The sequence below is a fragment of the Vibrio sp. 10N.286.49.E11 genome, assembly GCF_041469505.1.
Taxonomy (GTDB): domain Bacteria; phylum Pseudomonadota; class Gammaproteobacteria; order Enterobacterales; family Vibrionaceae; genus Vibrio; species Vibrio crassostreae_C.
This window is the reverse complement of record NZ_JBFRKQ010000022.1, coordinates 37591-57215: the sequence shown is the minus strand read 5'-3', so window position 1 is coordinate 57215 and position 19625 is coordinate 37591. Positions and strand designations below refer to the sequence as shown.

19 protein-coding genes and 1 riboswitch are annotated in these 19625 nt (G+C 44.1%); of the genes, 5 read left to right on the top strand and 14 right to left on the bottom strand.

Annotated elements, in window-relative coordinates; translation table 11 throughout:
* Nucleotides 1-422: 422 nt before the first annotated feature.
* Entirely contained in the window at nucleotides 423-875 is a 453-nt protein-coding gene (locus AB4167_RS03590; RefSeq protein ID WP_372118570.1) for an RNA recognition motif domain-containing protein, read from the top strand.
* Here AB4167_RS03590 and murI read toward each other — a convergent pair.
* From murI to btuB, 3 genes are read right to left on the bottom strand one after another with little or no spacing between them, the layout of a single operon-like run.
* Nucleotides 838-1644, bottom strand: coding sequence for a glutamate racemase (gene murI / locus AB4167_RS03585; protein ID WP_017061053.1), 807 nt, complete (start codon nucleotides 1642-1644; stop codon nucleotides 838-840). The two genes, AB4167_RS03590 and murI, sit on opposite strands and share 38 nt — an antisense overlap.
* Nucleotides 1645-1704: 60 nt before the next feature.
* Nucleotides 1705-2370 carry an ATPase gene (locus tag AB4167_RS03580; protein WP_372136139.1) on the bottom strand — a complete coding sequence of 222 codons (666 nt, stop codon included), beginning with the start codon at nucleotides 2368-2370 and terminating at the stop codon, nucleotides 1705-1707.
* Between the two features lie 48 nt (nucleotides 2371-2418).
* On the bottom strand, nucleotides 2419-4236 hold the full coding sequence (btuB, locus tag AB4167_RS03575) for a TonB-dependent vitamin B12 receptor (protein WP_372136138.1): 1818 nt from the start codon (nucleotides 4234-4236) through the stop codon (nucleotides 2419-2421).
* A gap of 39 nt (nucleotides 4237-4275) precedes the next feature.
* A riboswitch (cobalamin riboswitch) is annotated at nucleotides 4276-4480 on the bottom strand.
* 154 nt (nucleotides 4481-4634) lie between these two features.
* Between btuB and trmA the strand changes: the two genes are divergently transcribed.
* Nucleotides 4635-5744 (top strand): tRNA (uridine(54)-C5)-methyltransferase TrmA, encoded by a 1110-nt coding sequence (trmA, locus tag AB4167_RS03570; protein ID WP_372098468.1) that lies wholly within the window; start codon nucleotides 4635-4637, stop codon nucleotides 5742-5744.
* Between the two features lie 80 nt (nucleotides 5745-5824).
* Here the strand turns inward: trmA and AB4167_RS03565 are convergent, their stop codons facing one another.
* Both AB4167_RS03565 and fabR read right to left on the bottom strand, forming a co-directional pair.
* Entirely contained in the window at nucleotides 5825-6196 is a 372-nt protein-coding gene (locus AB4167_RS03565; RefSeq protein ID WP_017061049.1) for a YijD family membrane protein, read from the bottom strand.
* On the bottom strand, nucleotides 6196-6837 hold the full coding sequence (fabR, locus tag AB4167_RS03560; RefSeq protein ID WP_010438693.1) for an HTH-type transcriptional repressor FabR: 642 nt from the start codon (nucleotides 6835-6837) through the stop codon (nucleotides 6196-6198). The genes AB4167_RS03565 and fabR overlap by 1 nt, the downstream gene beginning before the upstream one ends.
* A 327-nt stretch (nucleotides 6838-7164) precedes the next feature.
* On the opposite strand from fabR, the gene sthA reads away from it, so the two are divergent.
* Entirely contained in the window at nucleotides 7165-8565 is a 1401-nt protein-coding gene (sthA, locus tag AB4167_RS03555) for a Si-specific NAD(P)(+) transhydrogenase (RefSeq protein WP_017061048.1), read from the top strand.
* Nucleotides 8566-8748: 183 nt separating this feature from the next.
* Here the strand turns inward: sthA and dinF are convergent, their stop codons facing one another.
* From dinF to AB4167_RS03535, 4 genes are all read right to left on the bottom strand, one after another.
* Nucleotides 8749-10104: an MATE family efflux transporter DinF gene (gene dinF, locus AB4167_RS03550; protein WP_372136137.1), complete on the bottom strand. Its 1356-nt coding sequence runs from the start codon at nucleotides 10102-10104 to the stop codon at nucleotides 8749-8751.
* A 117-nt stretch (nucleotides 10105-10221) separates the two neighbouring features.
* Nucleotides 10222-11100 carry a class I SAM-dependent methyltransferase gene (locus AB4167_RS03545; protein ID WP_372098466.1) on the bottom strand — a complete coding sequence of 293 codons (879 nt, stop codon included), beginning with the start codon at nucleotides 11098-11100 and terminating at the stop codon, nucleotides 10222-10224.
* 96 nt (nucleotides 11101-11196) lie between these two features.
* Nucleotides 11197-11817: a transcriptional repressor LexA gene (gene lexA, locus AB4167_RS03540; RefSeq protein ID WP_372136136.1), complete on the bottom strand. Its 621-nt coding sequence runs from the start codon at nucleotides 11815-11817 to the stop codon at nucleotides 11197-11199.
* A 94-nt stretch (nucleotides 11818-11911) separates the two neighbouring features.
* On the bottom strand, nucleotides 11912-12274 hold the full coding sequence (locus tag AB4167_RS03535; protein ID WP_017061045.1) for a diacylglycerol kinase: 363 nt from the start codon (nucleotides 12272-12274) through the stop codon (nucleotides 11912-11914).
* A 220-nt stretch (nucleotides 12275-12494) separates the two neighbouring features.
* Here AB4167_RS03535 and plsB point away from each other — a divergent pair, with 220 nt between their 5' ends.
* The gene (gene plsB, locus AB4167_RS03530) at nucleotides 12495-14918 is read left to right on the top strand and encodes a glycerol-3-phosphate 1-O-acyltransferase PlsB (RefSeq protein ID WP_371725603.1); all 2424 of its coding nucleotides are present in this window, start codon (nucleotides 12495-12497) and stop codon (nucleotides 14916-14918) included.
* Nucleotides 14919-15021: 103 nt separating this feature from the next.
* Here plsB and ubiA read toward each other — a convergent pair whose 3' ends face one another.
* Nucleotides 15022-15876, bottom strand: coding sequence for a 4-hydroxybenzoate octaprenyltransferase (gene ubiA / locus AB4167_RS03525; protein WP_017061043.1), 855 nt, complete (start codon nucleotides 15874-15876; stop codon nucleotides 15022-15024).
* Nucleotides 15877-16419, bottom strand: coding sequence for a chorismate lyase (locus tag AB4167_RS03520; RefSeq protein ID WP_164091128.1), 543 nt, complete (start codon nucleotides 16417-16419; stop codon nucleotides 15877-15879).
* Between the two features lie 162 nt (nucleotides 16420-16581).
* Between AB4167_RS03520 and AB4167_RS03515 the strand changes: the two genes are divergently transcribed.
* Nucleotides 16582-16989 (top strand): flagellar basal body-associated protein FliL, encoded by a 408-nt coding sequence (locus AB4167_RS03515; protein WP_017063771.1) that lies wholly within the window; start codon nucleotides 16582-16584, stop codon nucleotides 16987-16989.
* 87 nt (nucleotides 16990-17076) lie between these two features.
* Here the strand turns inward: AB4167_RS03515 and glpG are convergent, their stop codons facing one another.
* From glpG to rpoH, 3 genes are all read right to left on the bottom strand, one after another.
* Nucleotides 17077-17919 carry a rhomboid family intramembrane serine protease GlpG gene (gene glpG / locus AB4167_RS03510; protein WP_017063770.1) on the bottom strand — a complete coding sequence of 281 codons (843 nt, stop codon included), beginning with the start codon at nucleotides 17917-17919 and terminating at the stop codon, nucleotides 17077-17079.
* A 58-nt stretch (nucleotides 17920-17977) separates the two neighbouring features.
* Nucleotides 17978-18298, bottom strand: coding sequence for a thiosulfate sulfurtransferase GlpE (glpE, locus tag AB4167_RS03505; protein ID WP_086971530.1), 321 nt, complete (start codon nucleotides 18296-18298; stop codon nucleotides 17978-17980).
* Between the two features lie 440 nt (nucleotides 18299-18738).
* Nucleotides 18739-19596: an RNA polymerase sigma factor RpoH gene (gene rpoH / locus AB4167_RS03500; protein ID WP_017055518.1), complete on the bottom strand. Its 858-nt coding sequence runs from the start codon at nucleotides 19594-19596 to the stop codon at nucleotides 18739-18741.
* Nucleotides 19597-19625 lie beyond the last annotated feature (29 nt).

Below are 19625 nucleotides of genomic sequence, written 5' to 3'. Positions count from 1 at the left end.
TTTTGATATTCATCAACGAGTGCCCACACAGATTGATAGGTTTAAATTGTTAAAGAGCGCTAGCGTTTTGTGATTCACATCTCAGTCGCTAGGGGTGCGTACTATACCTGCACCACTTTGAGAGTCAAGGGTTATTTTCAAACTCTTTTTCTCTACCGATTTCGCTGTGTGACTTTCGTCTCACTCCGTGTCGGTGAGGCGGCATTATAGAGAGATTGAGATGGAGCACAAGGGCTTTTTGAAATAAAAGTTTTGTTCGCCTAAAAAGCCACCAGATCCGCATTTTTCGAATAAAAACTAAACATTTGAGACGTATCACAGCAATACATTGGAAAAATGGAAGCCATGAACGTAAGATTCATGTGTCTATTTTGTTAATGGTAGATGCGTCTATTTCGTTTATTAATATGTAGTATTCCGATATGAACTCAAAAAAATCGATGTTGTTAATTGTCGCACTGGCTGTATTAGGCGGCATTGTTTTCTCTCAGGTAGATATATCGCCTGCAATTACCTTTATCCTTGGTGTCTTGGCTTCCGCTTTTGTTGTTAACTTTTCAAGCACCGACTCACAATCAGATTCAGAACCTAAGGCTTCAACCAAAACACTTTATGTGGGTAACCTTCCATACAAAGCGAACGAATCACATGTACGAGAATTATTCTCAGAGCATGGTGAAGTATTTGCAGTACGTTTAATGAAAGACAAACGTACTGGTAAAAGAAGAGGCTTTGGATTTGTTGTTATGGCAAGTAATGATGTGAATCATGCAATCTCTGCACTTAACGATAAAGATTACATGCAACGCACTTTAAAAGTACGTGTTGCAAATGATCCTAAACATCCTGAAGCGGACGAATCTGAACTGAGCTAAACCCTAACTGCTTTAACATACTATTTAGTGCACTTTCTTTTTTAGGAAGTGCACTACAAAAAACTTCACGTACTCCCCCTTCTTTATTAACGCTTTCCAAACCCAACAAATCTTGAACCCGCTTAGCTATCGCTTTACCAGAATCTATCAGCACTACACTTTCACCTAGTACTTGTTGAATCTCTGATTTGATCAATGGGAAATGAGTACATCCTAATACAGCCACATCAATTGTGTTGATCATCGGCTGAAGGATTTGCTGTAACTCTTCAAGGCTAATCTCCTCGCCTCTGAGTTTATCTTCGGCCATATCCACGAGCCGAGTAGAACCCAACAGCTCTACTCTTTTATTACTCGAGAAGTTTTTGATGAGCTCGTGTGTGTATTCACGAGTAATCGTCGCGGGAGTCGCAATAAGGCCAACCGCTTTATTAGCCAGTAACGAAGCAGGTTTGATTGCCGGGACTACGCCGACAATAGGGATAAGGTTATTAGCGCGAAGTGTCGGCAGGACTATCGTACTGGCCGTATTACAAGCTATCACCACGATATCAATAGCGTGACTCGCCACAAAACTGGCGACGATACTTTGGACTCGCTGAATGAGGACTTGCTGATCGAGCTCACCATAAGGGTAAGCCTCGTTATCGAATACATAGATATAGTTGTGATTGGGTAGTAACTGGCTTATCTCTTTATATACAGACAGACCGCCAACTCCAGAATCAAAGACCAATATGTTTTTTTGTATGCTTTCCGACACAACCATTACCTGTAATAAGTTCCGCAGCAATGATACCCCTTCACCTAGTTTTCGCCAATCATCACTCTACATAATGCAAGCTCGGTAGCGTTGATGCCCAAAGCGCTCACCCTGATCTACATTTTCTAGCTCTATCTTGAGCTTACCTTTAAAGCATGGCGCTGACGTTACTAAGGTATGGAACTCACCATCTTCTCCACATGGGTCGACGTGACTTGGCAAACTGTCTATTAGTTCAGGCGTGTATTCTTTCCCGCAATAGCTCATGTCTAATGCATCGCTATCAACTGTGACGAGAAAGGTTTCGATTCCTCTATTTATGATTTCTTGAGCCAGAGTTTGGCTACTCTCTCCTAGTAGAGGAAATACACACTCCCAACCCGCAGGTTCTATATAACTTCTTCGGTAATCAGCAATACCATTGCAAAACATATCGCCGAATGCCACGGCATCAATAGATAAACCCGATCCTTTAAGCGCCGTAACAATCGTACTTTGATAGATCTCGTTACTTGGGAACACCTCCGGCAGCTCAATCGTTATTAGAGGCAAACCGATCAATGTAGCCTGCATTCCGACAACCTCGATTGGCGTGACTTGGAAAGGGACCTCATCTCCAACATACATAGTATAGAGAGCAACAACTTCATACTCGGTGCTTTCAAGTAGACGTTCTAGGGTTAATGTAGAGTCTTTGCCTGACGACCAACTTATGACGACTTTCTTTTTCATTGATATACCCAATAAGAAAAAACCGCCCGAAGGCGGTTTAGGTGATAATTAGAATTGGTAAGTAGCATTCACGTAATATGTACGCTCTGGTGATGGGTATCCACCAGCAGTCTCGTACTCTTCGTCAGTCAAGTTATCCACTCGACCATTTAAAGTAAGGTTTTCATTCGCATAGTAGTTCACTGAAACATCAAACAAGCTATACGCTGCGAGATCTTCAGAGAAGTCCGGTCTCTCACCTACATATTGGAAACCTAATGAAACATCAACATCATCGAAACTAGCCACTGCATTATACTTGTAAATCTTCTTAGCTCGGCGTATCAGTTGCTCACCAGATTGATCTTCTGGGTCTTGGAAATTAGCGCTCACTTGGTGGTTAATAAAGCTAGTATCAAACCCAACGACCATTTCCACACCACGTAATTGGCTTTCGCCATCGGTATTGTAGTACTTACTTGTCGCGTAGTTGTAATCAATTAAGTCTTCGACGTTCGTGTCATAGCCAGTAATCGACCAATCAACATCCTTGATTAAGCCACCAAAAGTCAGTTCAAATGAATCTGCCTTTTCAGCTTCTAACTGTGCATTACCGTAGTAGCTATATAGTTGATACAAGTTAGGTGCTTTAAAGGATGTGCCATAAGCTGCTTTTACAACAAGCCACTCAGCATAACGATAGCCTAACCCTGTGTTGTAAGTAGTTTCTGTACCAAACTGCTCATTGTCATCAACACGAAGACTCAGTTCTCCGAACACTTTATCCGCATCTGCGTTTAATGCAGCGAAGTACGCAACATTCGTTCTGTCGTATTCAGTATTCGAAGGCTTAACAATATAAGCCTCATCACGCCAATCTACACCACCACTAAGAGTCAGTGACGACGTTAGTTTGTATGAATTCACCCATTGAACATTTAGCTGTTCAAGCTCATCAGATGTTGCTGACGCTGAGTTCTTGCCTAAAGACTGTTCGTAGTTCCAGTTATCTTGATTCTGATAGTTAACTAAGAAATCAGACTTAAGTTCACTGCCACTATATTTAACACCAGTAGCAAAGGTCGAATTTTGAACTTCAGCTTCTTTGTAAGAATGGTCTGTACCAAATGAACCATCGTACTGAGAAATGGTTTCAAACATACGGAAATTCGCGAAGCCACTCCATTGCTGATCAAAATTATGAACATAACCAATTAGAGCATTGCGTGATTCAAAACCATGGCGATCACCATCATTAACACCTGGTAATGGATGAACGTTGTATCCCTCATCGGAATCGTAACCAACCGATACATTCAAATGACCATTTTCGCCAACTTTGGTACCACTAACAAAACTTAACTCTTCATAATCACGGCTGCCTAATCCCGCACTCACTACCGTTTCTTCATTGTCAGAACTGGCAACTGTAATGATATTAATCACACCGCCGATAGCTTCTGAGCCATACATAGCGGCACGAGCTCCTCGAACGTATTCCACTCGGTCAACGAATGTAATTGGTAACTGGCTAAAATCGACACCACCCTTTGCAGCTCGCGCAAAACGAATACCATCAATGAGAACAAGCACTTGATCAGAGTTAGCACCACGAACAAAGATCGAAGCTTGCTGTCCTCGGCCTCCATTTTGTGAAACCTGAATACCCGTCAATCGTCTAAACACATCTGTTAGAGACTTAGCTTGAATTCGATCGATATCTTGGCGTGTTACTACTTCAACTTGAGCGACAACACTTTCCGTGCTTTGCTCAAAACGGTTAGCCGTAACCACCATGGTTTCGTCGGCAGATGCTTGTTGGGCGTGTAAATTGGAGATAGGTGAAAGCAGCGATGCTACAGCAACCGCTAAAAGGGATTTGTTCATGTTGTGATCCTAAATCGCGTAAATTCCTACCAAACCACATCTTATGGTTTAGCTACTGGCAGGTATTCGGACTCAAGAGCACAACCTTTTGGTTACCTTATATTCGACTTCCCACAAAAAGCTATTTGCAGTGTCTTGTGAATACTTGTTCTCTTTTACCGCTGCGCGTCAGTTCTGGATTCACACCAGATTCCCTCTTCAGCCATCTATACATCTAAATGGCACCAGCTTGCCGAAGATAGTATTGACCTCTGAATCATTTGTCTAGTCTAAGATAGTTATAAGCTATAGTTTTCATGGCCTATTTACACTGATTGGCTCTCAACACTGGACAAGCGCCTGTGATTGAATAAAATCTGCGCTCTTGATTTAAAAGCACGACAGCAAAAGGCATAACAATGGCGAATTTAGATGTAAACCCGCAACGCTACCAAGAACAACTGGCAGAAAAGACTGAGCGTCTTACTGAAATGTTCTCAGAATATAATGTGCCTGAGCTGGAAGTGTATGAATCTCCAGAACAACACTACCGCATGCGTGCTGAGTTCCGCGTGTGGCATGAAGGTGACGATATGTATTACGTCATGTTCAATCAAGAGACTAAAGAAAAATATCGCGTAGACCAGTTCCCTGCAGCTAGCCGTCTTATCAATGACCTAATGCCTCTATTAACAGATGCAATGAAGGACAACCACTCTCTGCGCCACAAGCTATTCCAAGTAGACTTCCTTTCTACGTTAAGCGGCGAAATTTTGGTGTCATTGCTTTACCACCGTCAATTAGGTGAACAGTGGATTCAAGATGCTAAAGCACTTAAGCAGCAATTAAACGATGAAGGTTTTAACCTAAACCTGATTGGCCGTGCGCGTAAGATGAAAATCGTACTGGACCGCGACTACGTAATTGAAAAGCTAGATGTGAATGGTGATAGCTACATCTACCAACAAGTAGAGAACAGCTTTACTCAACCCAACGGCAAAGTGGCAGAGAAAATGTTGGAATGGGCTGTCGATTGTACTCAAGACAGCAAAGGCGACTTACTTGAGCTTTACTGTGGTAACGGTAACTTCTCATTAGCGCTAGCACAAAACTTCGAGCGTGTACTGGCAACTGAACTGGCGAAACCGTCAGTAGAATCTGCGCAATACAACATCGCTGCGAACAACATTGAAAATGTTCAGATCATCCGTATGTCTGCAGAAGATTTTACTGTAGCAATGGAAGGCAAGCGTGAGTTCCGTCGTCTACAGCAAGCGAACATCGATCTTAAGAGCTACAACTGCAACACTATCTTTGTTGATCCACCGCGTTCAGGTATGGATGTTGATACTTGTAAGATGGTTCAAGGCTACGAGCGTATCATGTACATCTCTTGTAACCCTGAAACATTGAAAGAGAACCTAGACATCCTAAGCGAAACGCACGACATCACTCGTTTTGCTCTGTTTGACCAGTTCCCTTACACGCACCACATGGAAGCTGGCGTATTCCTAGAGCGTAAAGCGTAAGTATCGCTTTCAGGTCTAAGCCAAACAGCAGATACAAAAAAACGAGCCCATTGGCTCGTTTTTTTAATTTCTAAATCAGCTTAAGCAGTTTTGCCGATAAAGCCGAGTTTCTTACCTACCCATGCAAGAAGCAACATCGCGACAATAATCGCAAAGAAGTTTGAGCCAGCATCAGGGTGTTGTGCCTTCACAAAAGCCGAGTGGCCAAATGCACCTACAAAGAAACAAGCCAAACCTACTAGTGGAATATCTTCAGATACTGGGTTAGTTAGGTACTCTTGGTAAAGTGCTTGTACAGCCAAGACTAAAGCAATCAGTGGGAAAATAGAGAAGCCCACTTCGCTCATTGTTACCCAAGATAACAGAGCATCACCACACACACCGGCAATAACAGCAAGTACGAGTGTCTTTCTTTCTGAACCACGGTTTACAGTATTATTTTCATTCGACATTATTCAATCCCGCCTTTTAATCGGTTACGTTCACGTTCTTTACGATACCAAAAAGCCCCTTTGGCCATCATTCGCAATTGCATGATCAAGCGTTCAGCCAGTTCATCTCGCTGACGTCGATCTAAATCTAATGCTTCTGCCCCTGAGTTGAAGACCAAGATAACGGAGGCTTCAGCTTGAGTAAAAGCTTCGTCTCGTGTCATGCCAGTCGTTATCAAATATTCGGTTAACTCAGCAGAGAAGTGCTGTATCTCACGAGCTACCGCTGCACGAAACTCAAATGAAGTTCCTGAGCGCTCTCGCAATAACAGTCTGAATACGTTAGGGCTGCTTTCAATGAATTCCATAAAGGTTTCAACCGATGTACGAATCACACTGCCTTCTTTTACTATGCGTTGCCTAGCTTGACGCATTAACTGGCGCAGCAGTAAGCCACCTTCATCAACCATGGTTAAGCCAAGCTCATCCATGTCTTTGAAGTGACGATAAAAGGAAGTCGGTGCTATTCCAGCCTCACGAGCGACTTCTCTCAAGCTTAGATTGGAAAAACTACGATCGGCGCTGAGTTGGCTAAATGCTGCATCGATTAAGCTGCGACGAGTTTTTTCTTTTTGCTGTGCGCGAATGCCCATTGGTTTCATACTTTATCAATTTCTTCTTTTACAGCCTAAACAGGCATGTTTAATACTCTATTCAATATAACGCGAATCACTTATTTATATAAGGCACTCTGGTTATATAAGACACTAAACATACCTCTTTGTTCACGTACCGAAGTAAATACGTTCGAAGAAAAAATTTCAATATCCACACTGTCATTTGGAGACATACGACATACCAAATATTATTTTTTCGATAACACTGCGTGATCCCACCGACTCTCTGATGCCCTTTTCATGTACCCAAGAACAGAATCAGTTAAAATCTCGCTAAAGCAATGTTACTCAAATATAACAAGGAAGATATCTATGCCGCACTCCAACCACTTTGATGTAATCGTAATTGGTAGTGGCCCCGGAGGAGAAGGGGCAGCGATGGGATTGACCAAAGCCGGGTTGAACGTTGCAATCATTGAGAAAGAGAGCAGCGTTGGTGGTGGTTGTACTCACTGGGGAACAATTCCTTCAAAAGCACTGCGTCATGCCGTAAGTCGTATTATCGAATTCAACAGTAATCCGCTGTTTTGTCAGAACAACAAAAGCATACACTCAACGTTTTCTAACATTTTGGGGCATGCCAAATCGGTTATCGACAAGCAGACTCGATTACGCCAAGGCTTCTACGACCGCAACCAGTGCACGTTGGTCTTTGGTACTGCACGTTTTATCGATACCAACACTGTCTCGGTAATGCAAAGCGATGGCACTGAAGAACATTACAGTGCAGACAAATTTGTTATCGCGACAGGCTCTCGCCCTTACCAACCAGATAACGTCGACTTCCTGCATGAACGTATCTACGACAGTGACTCGATTCTTTCTCTTAAACACGACCCGCAACACATCATCATCTATGGTGCTGGCGTTATTGGTTGTGAATACGCGTCGATTTTCCGCGGTTTGGGTGTAAAAACCGATCTTATCAATACTCGTGACCGTCTGTTGTCATTCCTAGACAATGAAACCTCAGATGCACTTTCTTATCACTTCTGGAACAGCGGTGTCGTGATTCGCAACGATGAAACCTTTGAGAAAATTGAAGGCACTGATGATGGCGTGATCATTCACCTAGAGTCAGGTAAAAAGATGCGCGCTGATTGCCTACTGTATGCCAATGGCCGAACGGGTAATACCGATAAACTGAACCTTGGTGCTGTTGGCTTAGAAGCGGACTCGCGTGGGCAAGTCTCAGTAAATACCAATTACCAAACCAATGTTGACCATGTTTACGCTGTCGGTGATGTGATTGGCTACCCTAGCCTAGCAAGCGCGGCTTATGACCAAGGTCGATTTGTGGCTCAAGCAATTGTGAAAGGTGAAGCTGAACGCCACCTTATCGAAGACATTCCAACCGGCATCTACACCATCCCGGAGATCAGTTCTGTTGGTAAAACCGAGCAAGAACTTACCGCAGCTAAAGTACCGTATGAAGTAGGACGTTCTTCATTCAAACACCTAGCTCGTGCTCAAATTGCGGGTAAAGACATTGGTAGCTTGAAGATTCTGTTCCATCGCGAAACCAAAGAGATTTTAGGTATCCACGTGTTTGGTGAGCGTGCCGCTGAAATCATCCATATCGGACAAGCGATCATGGAACAGAAAGGTGAAGCAAATACCATCGAGTACTTTGTGAATACAACCTTTAACTATCCAACGATGGCGGAAGCTTATCGTGTTGCAGCACTCAACGGGCTTAACCGTTTATTCTAGATAAAGAACCAATAGGAGTATTTGACCACCCATAGGCCAAATACATAAACAGCAAGCCACGCGCTTGCTGTTTTTATTTAAAACACTGAATATTAAGGCATTGATAGTAATTAGATCATGATGTTCTAAATACCCCTTTACCTGTACAGCCTCATTTACTCTCCACAAACAGAGCCCTCAGAGCTAAGCGAGAAACTCCCCTTTCTTCCACTGAGAAACAAACAACACACCAAGACCAATTCCGCGCATTGCCATAAAGCTCAGCATCGCTAACCACAGTGCATGGTTCTCTAAACCTGATGCTAAATAGAAAATCGCGAAGAAACTACAAGTCGCAACAAACATACTATTGCGCATATCCTTGCCCTTAGTTGCTCCAACAAAAATACCATCCAACAAGAAGCACCACATAGACACCAATGGCATTGCGATTAACCACGGTAAATACACCTCGGCTTGACTCTTCACGTCTGGGATTGTGGTGATCATATTGATTAAGCTCGAGCCAACGAGTGCGAACACTATGGTCAGTACCAAACAAATATTGAAGCTCCAGAAGAAAGTTCCAATCAATGACTGGTTCAGCTCACCTTTGTCTTTCGCGCCTATCGCCTTACCGACCATCGCTTCCATTGCGTAGGCAAAGCCATCCATCCCATAAGAGATGATCATCAAGAAACTCATCAACACGGCATTGGCCGCAACAACATCATCGCCAAAGCTTGCACCTTGGAAGGTCATGAAAGTGAAAGTCGCTTGTAGGCATAATGAACGAAGAAAGATATCGCGATTCAATTTCACGAAACGACTCAAACCTTGGCTGGTTTTCTTAAGCAGATCCCATGGCGATGGTAACTGCTTCTTCGCCCAGATTCGGTAAACACAAATCAAGCCAAATGTTAGACCGGCATAATCAGCCATTACAGATGCCAATGCTGCACCTTCCACTTGCCATCCTAAGCCGATAACAAAAACAATATCCAAAACGATATTGGTGATATTGGTGATGATCACCATCCACATGGGCGCTTTGGCATTTTGAGTCCCGAGTAACCAACCTAGAATCACAAAGTTAGTTAGCGCAGCAGGCGCACTCCAAGCGCGGATTGAGAAATATTGCTGACCATAGTGCTTAACTTGATCACTGGCGCTACTCAATGAGAAAACTAAATCGGCGACTAGACTGTGTAAAAGCAAAAAGACACCAGCAAACCCTAAGGCCATGGTCACGCCTTGCACAAAGACTAAACCAAGTTGCTTGCCATCATTCGCACCATAAGATTGTGCAGCTAGCCCTGTTGTCGACATACGCAGGAAACCAAGCAACCAAAAGGTCACGCTGATCATTGTGCCGCCCAGCGCCACACCACCTAAATACCAAGAGTGCTCTAGGTGACCGATAACCGCCGCATCGACTAAGCCCAACAGTGGAACAGTAATATTAGAGAGAACCATCGGGATCGCGAGCAACAGCACTTTTTTATGCATCGCCTGATTGGATAGCGTTTGAAAAATAGTTTGGGGATTAAATAACTTCACGATCACCTCTTAGATTAGAGGCGATAGTTTAACCTAGTGGGTGGGCTTTCACTATGTTGTGGAATTTTACTTATACCGGCTATGTACTCAGTTACTCGAAATACAAAACACCTAGGATTACCACTTAACGAGCACTAACTGCGGCGTTAAACGCTTTTTGACCTGAGAGATCTTACAAAGAAGTCGCTGCCACAATTTCCAACGGTTGCATTTTTGGTCTAGTGGAGAAAACGCTTTTACCCATTGTGCCCATGGCAACCAATTGAGAACACTGTCTATTGGAGAAGATAGGCCATGCGCATACTTTCCTGAACCAAGTTTTTGCCCCAACGTACTTGAGCTTTTATCTCCAGCTAAGACTAAACACGCATGTGCATGAGTAAAGTAGCGACTCAAAGACTGAATGAAGTTCGCCGTCTGCTGTTCATTGCAATCCAGCAGAGCATGTTCACACACCACCATCACCGAGGCTTGTTCTGGAATATTAAGTTCATCCAACCAAGTTAGGTCATCGACAGAGCCACACTCTAAGCGATAGCGTTCATTTTTGTGGAACAAGCGTTGTCGCCAAAGCAGATTCTCGGTTACATCTAACTCAACCCAATGACAGCGGCCATTATCTAAACGGTAGAAACGGGTATCGAGCCCTGCTCCCACGTTAATAATCCAAGCATCTGGGTTATGAGATAAAAACTGTTGAACTTGAGAATCACAAAGTTGAGTCAGTGTCGCGTAAAGGAGTTGCTGTTGGTCGAGTTCACCGGTAAGACATTCTGGTGCGAGCTGGCAACGCTTGCAGGCTTGAGCTGCGATAGGATCATAAACGAGACCATCATCAGCTAGGCTTTCACGGCTACGAAACCAAAGATGCTGAACGAGGTTCGTCGGAACTTGGAATTCTTGATGTGCAGACCCTTGTTCAGAAGAAGCCTTTTGAACAGAGGAGCGCGGCTTACGAGTAAGCGGCTTCATTTGAGGTTTGGTTGGGTTTGGCATCATCATCTTCCTTGTATCTCGACAAAGAAGATGATAATGAATATCAATTACAATGACAAGTTATTGAGAATAAATATCAATAGCTGTTTGTACTGACTACATCCAGTCGGTGTTGCGAATAATACCAACCGCAAGCCCTTCAATAGACAAGTGTTGAGATTCTAGATCGACATGGATTGGAGAAAACTCTTCATTTTCAGCATGTAACAGAACCGTTGAACCTTTACGTTCTAGGCGTTTTACCGTTACATCATCATCGACACGAGCCACTACAACCTGACCGTCGCGTACGTCTTGTGTTTTATGAACAGCCAGTAGATCACCATCCATAATACCGATGTTTTTCATACTTTCGCCATTTACACGAAGTAAGAAGTCAGCCTGAGGTTTAAACATACCTGGGTCTACTTGGTAATGCATTTCTACATGTTCTTGAGCCAGAATAGGCTCACCAGCGGCAACCTGACCGATTAATGGTAAACCTTGTTCCTCATTTGCTGCATCTTCAAGCAAAATACGAATACCACGAGACGCACCCGGGATAATCTCTATCGCTTCTTTACGAGCAAGAGCTTTTAAATGTTCTTCTGCAGCATTAGCAGAACGGAAGCCTAGTTCACGCGCGATTTCTGCACGTGTCGGTGGCATACCGGAATCTTCGATCTTACCTTTGATAAGGTCAAAGACTTGTTGCTGGCGGGGCGTTAACGGCTTCATGATTCACCTGTCTTTTTATACAGTTGACTGTGAGTATATCCAGTAACTGAACAAAAGCAAAGCAATTGCTTGTTTTTAGTTCATTTTTAGCAAATTACAAAAACAGGATCTCTAGCCACACATAACCTGCGAGTGCCAAACAGATGAAAACTGCTGCCGAACCGACATCTTTAGCCATCCCAGAAAGCTCATGATGTTCACTGCCGATTCGGTCGACAACCGCTTCAATCGCGGTATTGATTAGCTCGACAACCATCACCAATACCACCGATGAGATCATTAAGATTCGTTCAACTTGGCTTACATCTAGGTAAAATGCCAACGGAATAAGCACGACCGCCATGAACACTTCCTGTCGAAATGCAGCCTCATTTTTAAACGAACTCGTAATGCCTTGCCATGAAAAGCCTGCTGCTTTGATGATGCGTTTGAATCCGGTGTTTGATTTTTTGGTCATTTTTAACCCTATACTCAATCAGTCGATGAATGATTTTCCACAAACTTAACGGCAATATGACTATTTCCATTAAAAGGTTAGACCAGTTTCTGGTATTCTTGCATCGATTAAATTTACGCCTAGGCTTATCCCTATTTCACTCATAGGATTTATCCTTTTTATCAGAGAAATAGAGATACGCTTCAGCACATTGAAATAACTATTGAGGCAGTGAACCTATATGTCTTCTGGACAATCTTTTTCACGTTCATTAATGAAGCTACCTTTATCCGTATTGGTAAAGGGCACATCAATTCCTTCAAACCCTGTTGAGGATTTGAACATTGATTTGAGCAAACCGATTGTATACGCCTTACCGTTTCGCTCAAGTGTCGACATTCTTACATTGCAAAAACATGCACTTGAATTAGGCCTACCTGATCCGTTGAGCAAGCTTGAAATCAACGGCAAATCACTGCAACGCTACGTTTTCATCTCTTCTCGCAAAACTCTGCTGCAAGACGATGATTATGTACCAAGCTCTTCAATTGAAGTGTTCTCTGAATTGCTTTCACTGCACGCCGACGACTCTGAACTCGATGTTCAAGTTATCCCTGCTACCGTTTTGTGGGGGCGCAAACCTGGTAAAGAGAATAACCAGAAGCCTTACCTACAGGCAATGAACGGCTTAGAGAAATCAAAAGCGGTATTGCTAGCCGGTCGTGACTGCTTGGTTCGCTTTAGTCCTGTGGTTTCTCTGCGTTACATGGCCAACTCACACGGCACCGACAGCACCATCGCGCACAAACTGGCGCGCGTGGCACGTATTCACTTCTCTCGCCAAAAGCTTGCAGCATCAGGCCCTAACCTACCAAGCCGCCAAGCTCTGTTTGATCGCCTGTTAAAATCAGAAGCGATCAAAAAAGCGATTGAAGACGAAGCACAAGCAAAGAACATCTCGATCGAGAAAGCGAGCAAAGAAGCTCAAGACATCATGGACGAGATTGCTGCGAACTTCTCTTACTCGCTGATCAAGCGTGGTGAGAAGATTCTTGGTTGGCTGTGGAATAAGTTGTACCAAGGCCTGCATATCAGCAACGCTTCAACGGTTCGTAAGTTGGCTCAAGATGGTCACGAGATTGTTTACGTGCCTTGTCACCGTAGCCACATGGACTACTTACTGCTTTCTTATGTGCTTTACCACGAAGGCATGGTGCCTCCGCACATCGCTGCGGGTATCAACCTGAACTTCTTCCCTGCCGGTCCTATTTTCCGTCATGGTGGTGCGTTCTTTATTCGTCGTAGCTTCAAAGGCAACAAACTGTACTCGACGATTTTCCGTGAATACCTAGCGGAATTGTTCGCTAAAGGTTACTCAGTAGAGTACTTCAGTGAAGGTGGTCGTTCTCGTACAGGTCGTCTACTGCAAGCGAAAACGGGCATGCTAGCGATGACAATCCAAGCAATGCTGCGCGGCATGAACCGTCCGGTGACTTTGGTTCCTGTATACATCGGCTACGAGCACGTGATGGAAGTAGCGACTTACGCGAAAGAACTTCGTGGCAAGCGTAAAGAAAAAGAAAACGCGAGCTTAGTGATTCGTACCATTCGTAAGCTGCGTAACTTTGGTAAAGGCTACGTGAACTTCGGTGAGCCGATTCAACTGAACCAATACCTGAATGAGCACTCACCAGAGTGGACCAAAGACATCGACCCAATGGGCACCAGTAAACCACAATGGATGAATCCAGTGGTTAATGACCTGGCGACCAAAATGATGACGCACATTAACGATGCCGCGGCGACCAACGCATTGACCCTTTGTGCAACCGCGCTATTAGCCTCAAGACAGCGCGCATTGTCTCGTGACTCTTTGGTTTCTCAGATCAATTGCTACCTGTCTCTGCTTAAGAACGTACCTTACTCTGATACATTTACGGTACCAAAAGACAGTGCTGAAGATCTGGTAAAACACGCTGAATCGCTGAACAAGTTCCTAATTGAATCAGACTCAATGGGCGACATTATTTCGCTAGACCGTCACCAGTCAATTCTGATGACCTACTACCGAAACAACATCATTCACTTGTTCGCTCTGCCATCTTTAATTGCCCAGATGACCATTCGTCAGCGCGGTTTATCGATTGAAGCGATTCAAAAGAATGTTGCAGCAATTTATCCGTTCTTAAAGAAAGAGCTGTTCTTAAGCTACGACGAATCACAGCTTGAAGGCGTAGTATCAAACATCATTGATGAACTTGTTAGCCAGGGCATGATTGTTGTGTCTGACAATGAAGTGACGATCAACCAATCGAACAGCCAAGCTCTTATGCTGTTAGGCCGTACGATTTCAGAAACGCTACAGCGCTACTCTATTGCTCTAAACTTGCTGGCAGAGAATCCGGAACTGGACAAATCTGACCTTGAGCAGAAAAGCCAAGACATCGCACAGCGACTTGGTCGATTGCATGGTATCAATGCTCCCGAATTCTTCGATAAAGGTGTGTTTGCTTCTATGTTCGCAACGTTGAAGCAGCAACAGTACCTAGATAACGACGGCAACTGCGATTTAGAGAAGACTCAGCAATTCGCTAAGCTTCTTTACTCGATGCTTTACCCAGAAGTCCGTCTGACTATTCAAGAGAGTATTCACCAAGTCGAGTAATTCCTGTATATAGCAGGGCTCTGATAGCAGATTCAACGCGATCAAAAAAGGCACCCAATGGGTGCCTTTTTCTTTAGCATTCGTTAACTCGAAAAGCGGATGCTTACCAGAAGGTAATGAACAAGCCCGCTGTCACTGCCATTCCAACATAGTTATTATTGAGAAAGGCTTGGAAGCATAGGTCTCGATCACGGTGGCGCATCAGGTGTTGTTGATACACAAACAAGCTGCCCGCTACCAACAATGCCCAATAGAAGGTATCTCCTAGTTGGTAATGCATGCCTAACGCAATCAGCATCGCTAGGGTGACGAGTTGCAAAGAGCCAACAATCAGTTTATCGAAGCGACCAAATAAAATAGCCGTCGATTTAATACCAATCTTCAAGTCATCATCTCGGTCAACCATCGCATATTGCGTGTCGTAAGCAATCGTCCACAACGCGTTAATCACGAAGACAAACCACACAATGCTTGGCAGTTCATTGGTTTGTGCCGCCCAAGCCATTGGTATCGCCCAACTAAACGCTAAGCCAAGAAACAACTGTGGAAGATGCGTAAAACGCTTCATGAAAGGGTAAATGAACGCCAGACCCACACCAATAAATGAGAGCTTAATGGTCAGTGGATTCATGGTGAGTACCAGCAAGAATGAAACTACGGCTAGCACTAAAAAGAGCAGAATCGCTTCCTTACTGGAAACCAAACCAGACGGCAGTGGACGCTGCTTGGTACGTTTAACATGACCATCTACTTTACGGTCCGCAAAGTCATTGATCACACAGCCAGCTGAACGCATCAACACCACGCCGAGTACAAAAACAACCAAGACATCAAAATCAGGCATACCTTGTGCGGCGATAATCAGTGACCACAAGGTCGGCCAAAGGAGTAATAGGGTACCAATCGGGCGATTCATTCGCGTTAATTGCCAATACGCCTTCGCTTTGGTGGCAAGCATTTACACACTCTCCTTAGAGTAAATGGGTGATGTTGGTAAAAACAGTTCTGCCACAAGCATCGGTTTATGGTTCATCCATAATCGAGAACGACGCGCGAGTAATCGCTCATCGCCTGCGATAACCCAACCAACTTGCAGCGCATCTCGCTCCACGTTCTCAGCACTAAAAACGGTCAATCCAAGCGGGACATTACCTTGTTGAGAAAGGTCTGAGTGCTGATGATCTTCTAATGTGACTCGGGGAATCAAGGTTCGACCTAACACCCACGGTTCGTCATCACCCTTTAAAATCACTTTACGCAGTAAGCAATCAAACGATGATAAAAGATGTTCCTCGTCTTGTTGCAGCATTGAGCGTTCTACAACTTGATTATGAAGCAACTCAACAGACAGGTGCTGACAGCACTTCCCCAACTTGCGGGAAAGAGAACCTTGCTCCATCAGCCACTCTTTGGTGGTTTCATTAGGAAAATCAAATGTTTCTGTACTTTGCCAATCTACATTCATTAACGAATTAAGATACAGCGATATTGGCTGATTCATACTAGTATTCAATAGGTGACTTTACACGTACAATAAAGCTTCAACTTTCGAACAAAATTAAAGCGTTCTTCGAATTGTAAACGTATTTAGATTTAGACCGCTCATTGTAACAAGACTAATGCGTTTCGAATATCGCGAATAAACTAAAGAAAAGTCACAAATATGCACAAACGTTATGTAGCCCAAATATTTCTTGCGATTACCCTACTCTTTTCAGCATCAAGTTTCGCGGAAGAGGAGTCGGCAGCTAAACTCGCCTACTTCACGCTAGAGCCAGACCTGACCACCAATTTTTACACTAAAGGTAAAAAACTGGGCTACATTCAGGTTCGCCTCGACATCATGGTGGCAAATAGTAGCGACTTGGCCGCTATTGAGCATCACCAACCACTGATTCGCGATGCGGTGATTGAATTGCTTGGCAAACAAAACGAAGAAACCATTAAATCTCTATCTGGCCGTGAAGACTTAAGAAAATCCTTAGTTGAACACCTCAACAAGATTTTGCTTCCAGAGACAGGTAAAACCCTGATTGCTGACTTACTGTTTACCAAATACCTTTATCAGTAATGATGTAAAACGAATCCCAATAAAAAAGCGGCTCATCTGGCCGCTTTTTTTGTCTCTATCGTTTGGCTACTCATTAGAAGATATGAATTAGCTTCTTGCCGAGCTTGGTGCTTTCATCGCATCGATAAAGCCAATAATCACACCAGCGGCTAGACCAGCTAAATGCGCCGTATTGGCGATAGCCATAAATGGCTGCATGTACCCAAGCACTAGCCACACCAACATAAAGCCGACAATCTGTCTTGGGATACCTAAACCAAGTTGTGGCGCCTTCGCACCAACCACCCATAAGTAACCAACCAAGGCATACACAACACCAGACAAACCACCGAAGTTCGCCCCTTCAACCCAATACTGCCCAGCACCTGAAAGCGCAGAAGAGACAGCAAAGATCTGAAGTAGCTTGAGGCTGCCAAGTTTCTTCTCAATGTCTCCACCTAGCTGCCACCACCACAAAATATTAAATGCGATGTGCATAACAGAGAAATGTAGAACGGCATGACTCAACCAACGCCACAGCTGCCATTGCTGTCCATCCACCGCTGGGAAATGTAGGGCATTGAAAATAGCTTGGCCAAAACCGATCTGTTGCAGCGCAAAAATCACCACACACACCAACATCAGGCTTAGTGTCACTGGGCCTGCTTTGGCTTTGATCATGCCCATGAAGCTTGGCGTGTGGTAATGGAAGTTGCTCTTTCTGGTCTCTGCCATGTCCCAAGATGCAGCTTGATAGCGCTTATGATTGGGCTCAGCCAGAAAACGATTCAGCTCAGCTTCGGTTTCAACCTGAAATTGGCCATCAAGAAGCCAAAGAGCAAAACGCCCTTCTCCCTCTGGAGACATCTGAATAGGGATCTGACGAGAGGCCATATAATCAATAAATGCTTGAGCAAGACGTGGATTGTCTAACACCATCAATCTAATCATTGTTACTTCCTATTCATTCTATGAGGGATGCTTGAGGCGGTTCAGGTGATGAAAGTCATTAACCTGCGATCACTGGAAGTTCAGCACGATGCCAAGCTTCGAAACCACCATCAACACTATATACCTCTTCAAAGCCTTGGTTCACTAAATATTGTGCCGCACCTTGGCTACTGATGCCGTGGTAGCACATCACTAAGATAGGTTGTTCGAACTCAACCTCACCCATGAATGACACCATCGTATCGTTAGTCAGGTGGTAGGCTGTTTTTGGGTGGGCAACCGCAAAAGACTGCGGGTCACGTATATCGACAAGTCGAGCTTCGCCTTGTTCGATGAGGGCTTGAGCGCCTTTAACATCGATATGTTTAAACTGGTCCATGACTTTCTCTTTTTATACTGATTTACTTTGCTGCCATTGTAACCTATCCCAAGGCTAACATTCACATCCACTTAATAAGGTTATCCACCAGCGATCACTTTTACACCATTTGTGGATAAATCTGTGAATTGCGTGAATAAAGTGTCTTTTCAAAAATAGATCCACAACATGTAGTAATGATCCTGATCTAACTGTGGGTTAACTGAAACATATCCCCACTCGAAAAACCCCGTCAAAGCCTTACTACACACTGCTTTTAGATAGCTGACGAATAAACTTCTCACAGAGTTATCCACAAAATCATTTTGCAAATTTCGATCGCAAAAGTTGAGAAATCGATCCAAAACAAAAAGGCCGAGATCTCTCGATCTCGGCCTTTTCAAAATTCAGCTATTTGTTAGCTCTACTAGAAAGTAGAAGCTAATAGAAACTAGATGCTATTAGAAATCACCAACGGCTTGTTTCAATTTCTTCATCGCATTCTTTTCTAACTGGCGAACACGCTCAGCTGATATACTGTAGGTATCCGCTAAGTCTTGCAGGGTTGCCTTGTTGTCGTCTAACCAACGTGAGCGAACAATGTGTTGGCTACGCTCGTCTAAGCTTGCTAGTGCTAGCCCTAGGCGATTATTGGTGTGTGACTCCCAGTTAGCCGCTTCAACCGTCTCAGCAACGTCTGACGCCTTGTCTTCTAGGTAGTAAACTGGAGCAGTGTAAGCAGAACCGCCATCGTCATCGTCCATAGGCGCTTCAAACGTCGCATCTTGTGCTGCTAAGCGAGATTCCATCTCACGAACTTCTGAAGGCTCAACACCCAGTTCACGAGCAACCGTCTCAACTTCACCGTTATTGAACCAACCCAAACGCTTTTTAGACTTACGAAGGTTAAAGAACAGTTTACGCTGTGCCTTAGTGGTCGCAATTTTAACGATACGCCAGTTACGTAGAACGTATTCATGGATTTCAGCTTTGATCCAGTGAACAGCAAACGAGACGAGACGAACACCAACTTCTGGATTGAAGCGCTTAACAGCCTTCATCAAGCCGATGTTACCTTCTTGGACGAGATCAGCCATTGGTAGCCCGTAGCCAGAGTAGCCTCTTGCAACGTGCACCACGAATCTTAGGTGGGAAAGGATCAAGCCTTTCGCAGCGTCGATCTCACCTTTGTAATGTAATCGCTCTGCAAGTCCACGTTCCTCTTCAGGAGTCAGCATAGGGTAGCTGTTCGCTGAGCGGATATAGCTATCTAAACTATCTTGTGTGACTAAAGCCATTTGATACGCTTGGTTTGCCATTCGGTTCCTCATCAATCTCTGATCTGGAG